This window comes from Dactylosporangium sp. CA-152071 (genome assembly GCF_050936335.1).
Lineage (GTDB): Bacteria > Actinomycetota > Actinomycetes > Mycobacteriales > Micromonosporaceae > Dactylosporangium > Dactylosporangium maewongense.
On record NZ_JBNJMZ010000001.1, the window covers coordinates 3978548 to 3990245 of the forward strand.

13 protein-coding genes are annotated in these 11698 nt (G+C 70.8%); 4 read left to right on the top strand and 9 right to left on the bottom strand.

The window, feature by feature from the left end:
* Positions 1–59: 59 nt before the first annotated feature.
* The 4 genes from ACQEVZ_RS17685 to dut all read right to left on the bottom strand — a co-directional run bounded on the left by ACQEVZ_RS17685 (position 60) and on the right by dut (position 2482).
* Positions 60–779, bottom strand: a complete 720-nt coding sequence (locus ACQEVZ_RS17685) for a DUF3159 domain-containing protein (protein ID WP_354888481.1) — start codon at positions 777–779, stop codon at positions 60–62.
* 6 nt (positions 780–785) lie between these two features.
* On the bottom strand, positions 786–1193 hold the full coding sequence (locus ACQEVZ_RS17690; protein ID WP_344503184.1) for an OB-fold nucleic acid binding domain-containing protein: 408 nt from the start codon (positions 1191–1193) through the stop codon (positions 786–788).
* Between the two features lie 63 nt (positions 1194–1256).
* Positions 1257–2024 (bottom strand): DUF3710 domain-containing protein, encoded by a 768-nt coding sequence (locus ACQEVZ_RS17695; protein WP_433367718.1) that lies wholly within the window; start codon positions 2022–2024, stop codon positions 1257–1259.
* Positions 2021–2482, bottom strand: coding sequence for a dUTP diphosphatase (dut, locus tag ACQEVZ_RS17700; protein WP_344503185.1), 462 nt, complete (start codon positions 2480–2482; stop codon positions 2021–2023). The genes ACQEVZ_RS17695 and dut overlap by 4 nt, the downstream gene beginning before the upstream one ends.
* A gap of 51 nt (positions 2483–2533) precedes the next feature.
* Here dut and ACQEVZ_RS17705 point away from each other — a divergent pair, with 51 nt between their 5' ends.
* Positions 2534–2974, top strand: coding sequence for a DUF3093 domain-containing protein (locus ACQEVZ_RS17705; protein ID WP_344503186.1), 441 nt, complete (start codon positions 2534–2536; stop codon positions 2972–2974).
* Here the strand turns inward: ACQEVZ_RS17705 and ACQEVZ_RS17710 are convergent.
* A complete protein-coding gene (locus tag ACQEVZ_RS17710) occupies positions 2961–3758 on the bottom strand; it encodes a hypothetical protein (protein ID WP_433367723.1) in 798 nt (265 codons plus the stop codon). The genes ACQEVZ_RS17705 and ACQEVZ_RS17710 overlap by 14 nt on opposite strands.
* A gap of 79 nt (positions 3759–3837) precedes the next feature.
* Positions 3838–4134, bottom strand: a complete 297-nt coding sequence (locus tag ACQEVZ_RS17715; RefSeq protein ID WP_344503188.1) for a DUF4193 domain-containing protein — start codon at positions 4132–4134, stop codon at positions 3838–3840.
* 357 nt (positions 4135–4491) lie between these two features.
* Between ACQEVZ_RS17715 and ACQEVZ_RS17720 the strand changes: the two genes are divergently transcribed.
* A complete protein-coding gene (locus tag ACQEVZ_RS17720) occupies positions 4492–5028 on the top strand; it encodes a LytR C-terminal domain-containing protein (RefSeq protein ID WP_344503189.1) in 537 nt (178 codons plus the stop codon).
* A 38-nt stretch (positions 5029–5066) separates the two neighbouring features.
* Here the strand turns inward: ACQEVZ_RS17720 and ACQEVZ_RS17725 are convergent, their stop codons facing one another.
* A complete protein-coding gene (locus ACQEVZ_RS17725; protein WP_354888490.1) occupies positions 5067–5864 on the bottom strand; it encodes an inositol monophosphatase family protein in 798 nt (265 codons plus the stop codon).
* 251 nt (positions 5865–6115) lie between these two features.
* On the opposite strand from ACQEVZ_RS17725, the gene ACQEVZ_RS17730 reads away from it, so the two are divergent.
* Together ACQEVZ_RS17730 and ACQEVZ_RS17735 are read left to right on the top strand one after the other, a co-directional pair.
* The gene (locus tag ACQEVZ_RS17730) at positions 6116–7765 is read left to right on the top strand and encodes an RNA polymerase sigma factor (protein ID WP_433367728.1); all 1650 of its coding nucleotides are present in this window, start codon (positions 6116–6118) and stop codon (positions 7763–7765) included.
* 295 nt (positions 7766–8060) lie between these two features.
* Positions 8061–8294 carry a DUF7455 domain-containing protein gene (locus tag ACQEVZ_RS17735; RefSeq protein WP_344503192.1) on the top strand — a complete coding sequence of 78 codons (234 nt, stop codon included), beginning with the start codon at positions 8061–8063 and terminating at the stop codon, positions 8292–8294.
* Between the two features lie 1223 nt (positions 8295–9517).
* Here the strand turns inward: ACQEVZ_RS17735 and ACQEVZ_RS17740 are convergent.
* Both ACQEVZ_RS17740 and ACQEVZ_RS17745 read right to left on the bottom strand, forming a co-directional pair.
* Positions 9518–11230: a DEAD/DEAH box helicase gene (locus ACQEVZ_RS17740; protein ID WP_433367732.1), complete on the bottom strand. Its 1713-nt coding sequence runs from the start codon at positions 11228–11230 to the stop codon at positions 9518–9520.
* 142 nt (positions 11231–11372) lie between these two features.
* On the bottom strand, positions 11373–11651 hold the full coding sequence (locus ACQEVZ_RS17745) for a DUF3039 domain-containing protein (RefSeq protein WP_433367735.1): 279 nt from the start codon (positions 11649–11651) through the stop codon (positions 11373–11375).
* Positions 11652–11698 lie beyond the last annotated feature (47 nt).

The following is an 11698-nucleotide window of genomic DNA, read 5'->3' on the forward strand; positions in this document are numbered from 1 at the left end:
CACAAACTCTTCCGGATCACGGAAAACACGAACTTCAGCGGCTTTGGCTGCCGGCGCTGTCAGTCGGCGGGGCGGACCTCCGGGCGGGCGGGCTCGGGCCGGTCGGGCTCGGGTTCGGAGGCGCGGATGATGCGGCGGGCCTGCCAGACGGTCAAAGCGGCCAGCAGGGCGTACGGCGGCCAGCCGAGCGCCAGGCGGGCGACGCCGAGCAGGTCCGCGTCGCCGGCGCGCCAGAGCTGGATCTGCACGCCGAGCTTCGCCAGGTAGACGACGGCCCAGAGGACGGTGAGCCAGGCGAAGGCGCGGCGCAGGCGGGGGTTCTCGCGCCAGCGGTTGCCGCCCTTGTCGAGCATGACGGACCAGAGCCACCCGACCAGCGGGCGGCGGAAGGCGACGGAGGCCAGCATGCCGACCGCGTACGCGGCGGTGAGGGCCATGCCCGGCAGGTAGATGTCCTTGGCGTCGCCGCTCTTCCAGGCCAGATACGCGCCGATCGCGATGCCGACGACGCCGTTGACCGCGTGGCGGACCGACTCGCGGCGGCTGAGCCGGTAGACGGCCATGGAGAGCGCGGCGGCGACCGCGACGATCAGGGAGGTCCGCAGCGACCACCAGCCGAAGTGGTCGCCCAGGAAGTTGACCACGATGAAGAGCGTGATCGGGATGCTCGACTCGATGAGGCCGCGCACGCCGCCCAGCTGCTCGGACATCTGCACCGAGAACGGGGGCAGCGGGGCTTCCTCGTCAGGGTCGGTCTCCGCGGTCTTACCTGGTTGCATCCGGCCTCATCTGGGTGTGTCGAGCTCGTAATACGGGTTGTAGAGCACCTTACGGCCGTCGCGGACCGCGATGCGCCCCCTCGCCGTGATCGCTCGACCCGGCTCGATGCCCGCGATGTGCCGGCGGCCCAGGAAGACCAGGGTCACCAGGTCGCTGCCGTCGAACAGCTCCGCCTCGAGGGTGGGCAGGTTGGTGCGCGGGGTGTAGACCACCGTGCGCAACCGGCCCTTCAGGCTCACGACCTGACCGCGGACGCAGGCGAGCGCGGGCATGCTGCCGCACTGCTTGGCGTCGCGTTGCAGCTCTTCGGCGTCGAGCTCCGCCTCGCTGGCGGTGAGGCGGCGGAAGAACTTCCGCAGCCCGCGCGCCTGCTCGACGGACGGATCGACGACTTTCTCACTGTCCGTGGTCATGACGTCGGTGCCACCCTCCTCGGCCAGACATGACACCCACTACGACGGTACAGCTCACGGGTGTTATTTGCGCCGGGGCCTCGGTGACGGCTTTCTGCGGTCCGCCCCGTTTGCCTCATCGGCACCGTTGGCCGCGTCGGTGAGCGCGACCTCGGCCGAGCCGTCGTTGGCGGTCGCCTCGGCGACCTCCTTCGGCAGGTGCAGCGGGAGCGGCTCGCGGACCGGCATGGCCTCGTGACCCCGGTCGACCACCAGGTTGCGCAGGCACGCCACCAGCGGCGGCGCGACACCCGGGTCGACGGCGGCGGGGCCCTGGAAGACCGCACGCACGAGCCAGCGGGGGCCGTCGATGCCGACGAAGCGGATGTCCGTCAGGCCGTCGGGGGTACGGACGCGGGCGCGCAGCTCGGTGCCCCACTCGCCGTCGGCGTCCTCGGCCGCGACGCCGTCGGTGAACAGCTGCTTGCGGATCTCGCCGCGGACCTCGTCCCAGATGCCCTCGCTGCGCGGTGCGGCGAAGACCCCGAGCTGCAGCGCGCTGTCGTTGTTGACGAGCACGATCTGCTGGATCTTGCCCTCGTTGTCCGCCTGTACGCGGACCTCCACGTCGTCGACCGCGGGCACCTTGAGCGCACCCAGGTCGAGCTGGGGGATGCCGGCGGGCGCCTCGGTGATGTCGTACGGGCCTTCGGGCCGGTCGGCCTTGGACGCGACGGGCTCCTCAGGGTCGTCGTCGACCAGGCCCAGCTCCTCCTCGAGCCTGCGGGCACCGCCCGCGCGGGTGTCGTCCTTCGCGTGCCGCCCGCTCCCGCTCTTGCGCGAGAAGATCACTGCTCTGCCTCCAGTTCAGCATGACCACCGGTTGATCCGTGACCGCCGGCTCCGCGCACAGTATCGGGAAGATGGTCGACGCCGTGGAAGTGTGCCCGCTCCACGCGCTGGACCACAAGCTGGGCAATCCGGTCACCCCGGCTGATTTTTGCCGTGATCACCCGATCGTGATTGACCAGGTTCACCAGGATCTCCCCGCGGTACCCCGCGTCGATGGTGCCCGGCGCGTTGAGCACCGTCACACCGAGGCGGTGCGCGAGACCCGACCTCGGGTGGACGAGCCCGACGTAACCGTCCGGCAGGGCGATGGCGATCCCCGTGGGGACCAGCGCCCGCTCCCCGGGTGCGAGGTCGAGGTCACATGCCGCGACCAGGTCGGCGCCGGCGTCGCCGGGGTGCGCGTACGCCGGCAGCGGCAGCTCGGGGTCGAGCCGCCGGACGTGAACCTCCACCGTCATGCCTCCATCCTGCCGGGTGCCCCCGGGCTCCGGACACGTACCCTCGCACACGTGACTTCGTACCGTGAGCGTCTCACCGTCGCGTGGTGGCTCTGGCTGCCCGCGGTGGCGGTCGCAGCGCTCCTCGCGGCCGAGGTCAAGCTCGGCGCGCCCGGCCTGGCGACCTGGATCCCGTACGTGGTGCTGCTGCCGCTGGCCACCGTGGGGCTGTGGCGGCTGGGCCGCATCCGTGTCGAGGTGTCCAACGGCGAGCTGCGGGTCGACGACGCGCACATCCCGCTGCGATACATCGGTGAGGTGACGGCGCTGTCGGCCGCGGACAAGCGCGACCTGCTGGGGCCCTACGCGGACCCGGAGGCGTTCGTGATCCAGCGGCCGTGGGTCGCCGGTGCGGTCCGCGTCGACGTCGCGGACGACGCCGATCCCACGCCGTACTGGCTGATCAGCACCCGCCACCCGGAGAAGCTCGCGGCGGCGCTCAGCCCTCGATGACCTTCCGGCCCGGCTGCAGGTCCTTCTTGATGTCGGCGCCGAGGGACATGGTCGCGCGGCGGTTGAGGAACCCGCCGACGGCTGCCCCGGTCAGGAACGGCCCCAGGGTGCTCAGGTTGCGCCCGAAGCGCTTGAGCAGCCGGTCACGCAGCTCCTTGCGCAGCGCGGTGCCCATGGCGGCCGCGACGCTGCCGCCGACCCGCAGCGGGTTGACGCCCCGGCGCTCCGCCCAGGCCTGGACCAGCACCACGGCGCGCTCGGCGCCGGTGCCCTCCACCGGGCGGCCGTAGACGGCGTGCAGCTCGCCGATCAGCTTCATCTCCACGGCGACCACCGCGACCGTCTCCGCGGCCAGCAGGACCGGCGCGGACAGCAGGCTGGGCGTCACGGCCCACTCGACGGCGGCCACGCCGCCGCCCGCGGCGCCGACGCCGGCGGTGACCCGGGACGCGTTGCGGATGAGCCGCTCGGCGAGCGCGTCGCCGGTCAGCCCGCCGTGGTGCGCGACCAGTGTGTCCAGGTCGCGCACGGGAATGTGCGGTGCGACCCTCGTCACGCTGTCCGTGATCCAGGCGATCGCCTTCTTCGGCCGGAACAGGTCCTTGACGCCCCGCTCGCGGATCTCGAGGCGCACCAGCCGGCCGAGCAGGCGCCGGCGCTCCTTCTGCTCGACGCCTTCGTCGGTCAGGGCCGTCACGGCGGCTGACAGCTCGGCCTCGTCTGCCGCCTCGCCCTGCGTGCCCTCCACGGGCTGGTTCTCGGCGAGCTCGTCGGGCTGGGCCATCGTCTACCTCCGCAGGTGTGAAACGGTGCCGCCTACGACTCAAGCACGCCTTCGCCAGATCCGCGTGATCAACTTGCGGTCAGGCGCACTCCCGGCAGATCAGCTCCCCGTTGCGCTCGGCGGCGAGCTGGCTGCGGTGGTGCACCAGGAAACAGCGCGAGCAGCGGAACTCGTCGGCCTGCATCGGCAGGACCTTGACCGTCATGTCCTCGTCGGCGAGGTCGGCGCCGGGAAGCTCGAACGTCTCTCCCAGGTCGGTCTCGTCCACGTCGACGATCGCCGACTGCGCATCGGTCCGGCGGGACTTCAGCTCTTCGAGGCTGTCCTCCCCCAGGTCGACCTCGTCGCGACGCGGCGCGTCGTAGTCGGTGGCCATCGGTGTTCACACTCCCAATTCATTCGCCCGTAGGTGTCGCGCCCGGTGTAACGTCCAACGGGCGGCGTACCTTACCGCCCTCGTGCGTTTGTTGTACGCCCACTCGCGGAAACTTGTTCCCAATGTGACCCATGCGACACAACGTCGTCCCGACAAGTTGCCCGCCGGGCTCAGCGGATGCGACCTTACCTCCACCTGACGGTTTCCGTGGGGAGTCATCCCGCAACGGCGAGTAGGAACTTTGCGGTATGCCGGGTGGGGACTTCAACATGGATCTCCGACAGGCGCTAACCTTCCCGGCAGCCAGAGCGTCTATCTGGTGACGGAGTCGCTCTGGGGCGGGGAGATAACACGGCCATGAGTTTCGCGCGGGTAAGGGCACTGGCCCTGGTTGGGCTGCTCGTGGTCACCGCGGCGGTGTTCGTGACCATCGCGTTGATCAAGGACCGCCAGACCGGTCCGGTATCGGCCAACGAATGCGCGCAGGACGCGGTGATGGTCAACAACAGGTTGCCCGAGGAGAAGCAGGTCAACCTCAACGTCTTCAACGCGACCTCGAAGCCCGGCCTGGCCGGCGAGATCACCAATGACTTCGCCAGCCGAGGGTTCAAGGCCACGGTGCAGAACGCGGCGCCCAACCCGGCGGTGAAGAAGCCCGAGACGAAGGTCGCGGTCCTCCGCTTCGGCCCGAAGGCCGTCGGCGCCGCGTGGCTCGTCCGGGCGTATTTCCTCGACAAGTCCGAGGACGAGTTCGACAAGAACCGGCAGGACGACAAGGTCGACGTCATCCTGGGCGCGAAGTTCCAGCAGCTGCCGACGGTGACCGAGGTCAAGCAGTCGATCGGCGCGCTGGGCAACCCCGAGCTGCCCGAGGGCACCTGCGCCGAGGCCTAGCGGCTCCTCAGGGCCTCTCAGTGCCCCTCAGTGCCTTCTCAGGGGCCCTTATCCGCGTCCAGCTCCACCAGGCGGTCGTGGAGGGCCTTGTGCAGCGCCGGCGGGGCGGCCACCACCATGTCCGGGCCGGGCACGGCGCCCGCCAGGCCCGTCACGAGCAGCCCCGCTTCCGCGGCGACCAGGCCACCGGCGGCGTGGTCCCAGGCGTTGAGGCCCTTCTCGTAGTACGCGTCGAGGCTGCCCTCCGCGGCCAGGCACAGGTCGATCGCGGCGGCCCCGAGGCGACGCACGTCGCGGATGTCGCCGATCAGACCGGCGAGCACGGCCGCCTGGTGGAGGCGGCGGTCGGCGGCGTACCCGAAGCCGGTGCCGACGAGCGCCTGACGGAGATCGGTCTGCCGGGAGCCGGACAGCCGCCGGCCGTCGGCGTGGGAGCCGCCGCCGAGCACCGCGGTCCACTCGCGACCGGTCGCGGCGTTGATGACCACCCCCGCCACCACGACGCCGTCGACCTCCGCGGCGAGCGAGACAGCGTACTGCGGCAGGTCGTAGAGGTAGTTCACGGTGCCGTCGATCGGGTCGAGGATCCAGCGCACCGCGCTCGCCTGCTGAGAGTCCCCGTACTCCTCGCCCAGCACGGCGTCGCCCGGCCGGGCGTGCCGGATGGCCTCCCGGACCTGCCGCTCGACCGCCTGGTCGGCGGCCGTGACCACGTCGGTGAGCGTGGACTTGGTCGCCACGGGGTCCACGCCGGCGGCGCGCATGGCCTTGGCGAGGGCCGCAGCCTCCCGGGCGATCGGCACCGCGAGGGCCAGCAGTTCGTGTCCGCGATCCATACGACCCATCCTGTCAGGGCCCTGATCCGCCCATCCGTTCGGTCACAACGTGGCGTCTAGGCCCGCTAGGCGGGATGTTGGGGCGAGAGAGCGTTACAATTCACGCGCTGCCCGCTGTCGCTCGTGAATCCGCCCCGGACGCACGGCACACGGGCGCCACCAAAAGCACCCAGGCCCACTCAGCACGGCCGCGCCGTGCGCGAACTCGGCCGCACCGGCCGTCGCTCGCTCATCGCACCGGAAGGTCGTTCGTGACAGCAGCTCACCAGCCCAGCGTCGACGTACGCTCGCTCGCCGACTCGCTGATCGCGCGTGCGGCCGCCAATGGCGGCCACCTCACGTCGGCGGAGGTCGCGCAGGCGGTCGACACCGCAGATGTGACCCCCGCACACGCCAAGAAGCTGCTCAGGAGTCTCGCCGAGGCGGGAGTCACCGTCGTCGTCGACGACTCCGCCAACGGGCGGCGCCGGGTCGCGGCGGCACGGTCCGCGACCCCTGCATCCAAGGCGGCCACCGCCAAGGCCGCACCCGCGCGCAAGGCGCCGGTCGCCAAGCCGCTGACAGCCGTCGAGTCCACACCGGATTCGGGGGTGGAGAGGGCGCCCGTGAAGAAGGCACCGACACCAGCAGCTCCCGCCAAGAAGGCCGCCCCGGTCGCGGCAGCGACCGCTCCGGCGAAGGCCGCGCCGGCCAAGAAGGCGGTGCCGGCGAAGAAGGCCGCCGGACCCGTCAAGAAGGCCGCCCCCGGCGACGCCGACCCGGCCGCCCCGAAGGGCGCCGCCGGCGAGGAGCCGGAGCTCGAGGAGATCGACGACGCCGCGCTCGCGGCGGAGATCGAGGACGTGGTCGCCGAGGAGCCGGTCGAGGTCGTGAAGGCCGTCGAGGCCGACGCCGAGGCCACCGCGACCGACGACGACTTCGCGTGGGACGACGAGGAGTCCGAGGCGCTCAAGCAGGCCCGCCGCGACGCGGAGCTGACGGCGTCGGCCGACTCGGTCCGTGCCTACCTGAAGCAGATCGGCAAGGTCCCCCTGCTGAACGCCGAGCAGGAGGTCGAGCTGGCCAAGCGGATCGAGGCCGGCCTCTACGCGGCCGAGCGGCTGCGGGCCGCCGAGGACGCGGGCGAGCCGATGGTCATGCCGGCCAGCCGCGACTTCATGTGGATCTCCCGCGACGGCGAGCGCGCCAAGAACCACCTGCTCGAGGCCAACCTGCGTCTGGTCGTCTCGCTCGCGAAGCGGTACACGGGCCGCGGCATGGCGTTCCTGGACCTCATCCAGGAGGGCAACCTCGGCCTCATCCGCGCCGTCGAGAAGTTCGACTACACCAAGGGCTACAAGTTCTCCACGTACGCCACCTGGTGGATCCGGCAGGCCATCACCCGCGCCATGGCCGACCAGGCCCGCACCATCCGCATCCCGGTGCACATGGTCGAAGTGATCAACAAGCTCGGCCGCATCCAGCGCGAGCTGCTCCAGGACCTGGGCCGCGAGCCCACCCCGGAGGAGCTGGCCAAGGAGATGGACATCACGCCGGAGAAGGTGCTGGAGATCCAGCAGTACGCGCGTGAGCCCATCTCCCTCGACCAGACCATCGGCGACGAGGGCGACAGCCAGCTCGGCGACTTCATCGAGGACTCCGAGGCGGTCGTCGCGGTCGACGCAGTGTCCTTCTCGCTCCTGCAGGACCAGCTCCAGCAGGTGCTGCAGACCCTCTCGGAGCGGGAGGCGGGCGTGGTGCGGCTGCGGTTCGGCCTCACCGACGGCCAGCCGCGGACCCTCGACGAGATCGGCCAGGTCTACGGCGTGACCCGCGAGCGCATCCGCCAGATCGAGTCGAAGACCATGTCGAAGCTGCGCCACCCGTCGCGTTCGCAGGTCCTGCGCGACTACCTCGACTGATCCTCGCATTCCGCTGTGCGCGAACCCGGGCTGTCCCTTTTGGGGCAGCCCGGGTGTGTTTCCGGTCACCGAGGGCATGAGGGAGGGGCGCCGCCGCCTCAACCCACTTGTGATCGCCGCCGTGGCGCGATAGGAAGCACGTAGCGGGTGTTGCAGTTCCGGCTCCCGCGGGCACGACAGAAATGTGACATCGGTCCCGCACGCGAGGTGGGAACGATGTCGGGCAACACGGTGTTGAACCATCTGTGAACGACGCAAGGAAGCGTTCGTCGGTGACGATCAGAGGAGGAAGGCGATGACCCCGACCCTCACGCCGCCGCCGGAGACGGCAGCGCCCCCAGCCGCCGAGGAACGGTGCGACCGCTGCAGCGCGGCAGGCAAACTACGAGTTCGGCTCGCCGAAGGCGGCGACCTGATCTTCTGTGGACATCACGCAAACAAGTACGCCGACCAACTGGTCAAGATCGCGGTGGAGGTGGCCGTCGCCCCGGACTTCACGTGGCGCGGCACCGAGATCACGGCCAGCTGACCAATACCGCGCACGTAGGGCGTCCCGGCATTCCGGGCGCCCTACGGCCATCTCCAGGCCCGGCCCCGTTCCCGGCGCTCACCTGACCCTCGCGCGCTCGCCCGCCGACCACGCGCTCCGTCCGGTGACCACGCTCGTACCGGCGACCGCGCCCCTCTGGGTACCCACGCGCGCTCTCCCCCTCCTCCCGACAGCCACGCACACCTCTCGCCGGCCGCGACGTTTCTTCTGACAACTGCGCACTCTCCCGCCGGTCGCGCCGCCCCCTACCTGACTCGGGCTGGCCGCTCCTTCTGACGCTGCGCACTCTCGCCCTCGCCGACGGCAGGCTCTTCCCGGCGACCGTGCTCCTTCCCGGCTCGGGCTGGCCGCCTCTTCTGACGCTGCGCGCCCTCCCGCCGGCAGCGGGCTCCTTCCCGGCGGCCACGCGCTCTTGCGCTGGCCACCCTCTCACCCACGGCCGCGCGTGCTGGTGCCGCCGCGTGCCGTCCCGCCATCACGGGCCGCGCTGAAGCCCCGGCCCACGCCCACCACCCCCATGATCGGCGACCAGTCCGACCACCCGTGAACGGAAAGATCGGCCCGCCCAGCGCCCTTCTTCGGTCCCCTCGACAACCGCCACTGCCGCACTCACCGTCACGGACCACCCGCGCCACCACTCACTCGCGCGACCCCAGCGGCAGATTCGCCCCAAACGCGACCAATCGCTTCACCACCCGGCAAGCACCACCACGACACCCGCCGCCGCCATGATCGAAGGATCGCCGTGGCCACCCGGACGACCAGCCGCGTCCTTCGATCACCACCAGCAGCGCCGACAACCAACACCGCACCGCCACTCACTCCCCTGGCGCGCACTACCCCAGCGGCGGCATCGTCCCAAACGCGACAAATCGCATCACCACCCGGACCGGACGGCACAAGAACCACCACAGCGTCGGCCACCACCATGATCGAAGGATCGTCGTGGCCACCCGGACGACCAGCCCCGTCCTTCGATCACCACCAGCAACGGCGAGAACCCAGCCGTGCCGCTGTTCGGTCCCCCAGCGCGCATTCTCACCGGCGGCCGACGGCTCAAACGCGACGAATCGGATCTTCACCCGGGCTCAGCGGCACGAGAACCGCCGCGGCCGAGGGGCCGCCTTGATCGAATGGCGGATCCGGTCGTCATCGCGGCCGGATCCGCTATTTGATCAACGGCGGGCTGGAGCGAGGGCGGGTTACATGGTCTGGATGGTGGCGATCCGCTCCTCGAGCTGCTCGATCGTCGCCTGGGCGCTCGGGGGGCCGCCGCAGAGGCGGCGGAGTTCGGCGTGGATCTTGCCGTGGGGCAGGTTGGTGCGGTGATGATGGGCGGCGACCAGGGTGTTCAGCTGGCGGCGCAGAACGATGCGGCGCTCGCCGGCGGTTTTCGGAGGTTCGGGAGCCATGGTGGCGGCGGCGGCCGGGGCGCGGCGCTTCTCGGCCGCGAGCTGCTCGGCCTGGCGCTTGTTGAGCAGCGTGGACACCTGGTCGGCGGTGAGGAGGCCGGGCAGCCCCAGGTACTCCTCCTCCTCGGCGGAGCCGGTCTGCGCCGGCACGCCGAAGGCGGTCCCGTCGAAGATGACCTGGTCGAGCTCGGCCGTCGCGGAGAGGGCCTCGAAGCTCTTCAGCAGGTCGTCGCCGGCCTTCTCCTCGCGCTGGGCGCGCTCCAGCAGGTCGTCCTCGAAGCCTTCCTTCGTCTTCGGGGCGCCGAGGACGTGGTTGCGCTGCGCCTCCATCTCGGAGGCGAGCTCCAGCAGGTGCGGCACGCTCGGCACGAAGACGGTCGCGGTCTCGTTGGTGCCGCGGGCGCGCACGAAGCGGCCGATCGCCTGGGCGAAGAAGAGCGGGGTGGAGGCGCTGGTGGCGTACACGCCGACGGCCAGACGCGGGATGTCGACGCCTTCGGAGACCATCCGGACGGCGACCATCCAGCGCTCCTGCGACGCGGCGAACGAGGCGATGCGGCCGGAGGAGCCCTGGTCGTCGGAGAGGACCACGACGGCCTTCTCGCCGGTGATCTCGCCGAGGACCCTCGCGTAGGCGCGGGCGGCGGTCTGGTCGCTGGCGATGACGAGGCCGCCCGCGTCGGGCATGCCGCCGCCGCGCAGCACCTGCAGGCGGGCGTCGGCGGCGCGCAGGACCTGCGACATCCAGTCGCCGGTCGGGTCGAGGGCGGTGCGCCACGCCTGGGCGATGAGGTCCTGGGTCATGGGTTCGCCGAGGCGGGCGGCCAGTTCGTCGCCGGCGGAGGTGCGCCAGCGCGTCTCACCCGAGTAGGCGAGGAAGATGACGGGCCGCACGACGCCGTCGGCGAGGGCCTCGGCGTAGCCGTAGGTGGTGTCGGAGCGGGAGCGGGCGATGCCGTCGTTGCCCCGCTCGTACTGCACGAACGGGATCGGGTTCTCGTCGGACCGGAACGGGGTGCCGGTCAGCATCAGCCGCCGCACGGCGGGCTCGAACGCGGCCTTGACGCCGTCGCCCCACGACTTCGAGTCGCCGGCATGGTGGATCTCGTCCAGGACGACAAGGGTCTTTCTCGTGATCGTCCGCCGCTTGTGTACCTCCGGAGCGATGCCGACCTGCGCGTAGGTGACAACCGTCCCGTGGAAGTCGGAGGACGTGTGCACGTCGGCGTTGCGGAAGCCCGGGTCGAGGTCGATCCCGACGCGGGCGGCGGCCTCCGCCCACTGCTTCTTCAGGTGCTCGGTCGGCGTGACGACCGTGACGTTGTCGATGGTGCCGTCGGCGAACAGCTCCAGGGCGATCCGCAGGGCGAACGTCGTCTTGCCGGCGCCGGGCGTGGCGACGGCGAGGAAGTCATCGCGCTTGCCGCGCAGGTACTCCATCAAGGCCTTGCGCTGCCACACCCGGAGCGTCTGTCCTGCCTGCACCACCGGACGCGGCGGCATGCGGCACCCCCTCGAGGACCATGAACCCACACGGAAACGCCTCCGGGTCTTGGTGGACCGCGAAGGCGTTGCTCAGCCTAGCGGGCGCGGACGGGCAAGGTGCCGATCCGCGCCGAACGTCACTGTGAGAGGAGGACGACCGTCAGGACGGGTCGTCGTTCTGCACCACGTTTTCGTAGATGTCCTTGCAGACCGGACAAACCGGGAACCGGCTCGGGTCGCGCGACGGGACCCACAGCTTGCCGCACAGCGCCCGCACCGGCGTGCCCTCGATCATGGCCTGCATGATCTTTTCCTTGGGCGCATAGTGCGAGAACTTCTCGTGGTCGCCGGCGTCATAGCGATAGTCGGTCTGCTCCTCGACGCGCTCGTCCGTGAGCGTCGAGCCGCCACCGCCTGGAGTCTCGGGAGTCGTTGTCACGGTCCCAGTCTGCCAGGCCGACGGCCACGATGCCGCACGGCGAGCGG

Excerpts from the sequence above, each read along its gene's own strand:
- ACQEVZ_RS17690 (WP_344503184.1), bottom strand. The coding sequence starts at position 1,193 with ATGACCACGGACAGTGAGAAAGTCGTCGATCCGTCCGTCGAGCAGGCG.
- ACQEVZ_RS17740 (WP_433367732.1), bottom strand. The coding sequence starts at position 11,230 with ATGCCGCCGCGTCCGGTGGTGCAGGCAGGACAGACGCTCCGGGTGTGG.
- ACQEVZ_RS17735 (WP_344503192.1), top strand. The coding sequence starts at position 8,061 with ATGACCCCGACCCTCACGCCGCCGCCGGAGACGGCAGCGCCCCCAGCC.
- ACQEVZ_RS17710 (WP_433367723.1), bottom strand. The coding sequence starts at position 3,758 with ATGGCCCAGCCCGACGAGCTCGCCGAGAACCAGCCCGTGGAGGGCACG.
- ACQEVZ_RS17685 (WP_354888481.1), bottom strand. The coding sequence starts at position 779 with ATGCAACCAGGTAAGACCGCGGAGACCGACCCTGACGAGGAAGCCCCG.
- ACQEVZ_RS17720 (WP_344503189.1), top strand. The coding sequence starts at position 4,492 with ATGAGTTTCGCGCGGGTAAGGGCACTGGCCCTGGTTGGGCTGCTCGTG.
- ACQEVZ_RS17715 (WP_344503188.1), bottom strand. The coding sequence starts at position 4,134 with ATGGCCACCGACTACGACGCGCCGCGTCGCGACGAGGTCGACCTGGGG.
- dut (WP_344503185.1), bottom strand. The coding sequence starts at position 2,482 with ATGACGGTGGAGGTTCACGTCCGGCGGCTCGACCCCGAGCTGCCGCTG.
- ACQEVZ_RS17725 (WP_354888490.1), bottom strand. The coding sequence starts at position 5,864 with ATGGATCGCGGACACGAACTGCTGGCCCTCGCGGTGCCGATCGCCCGG.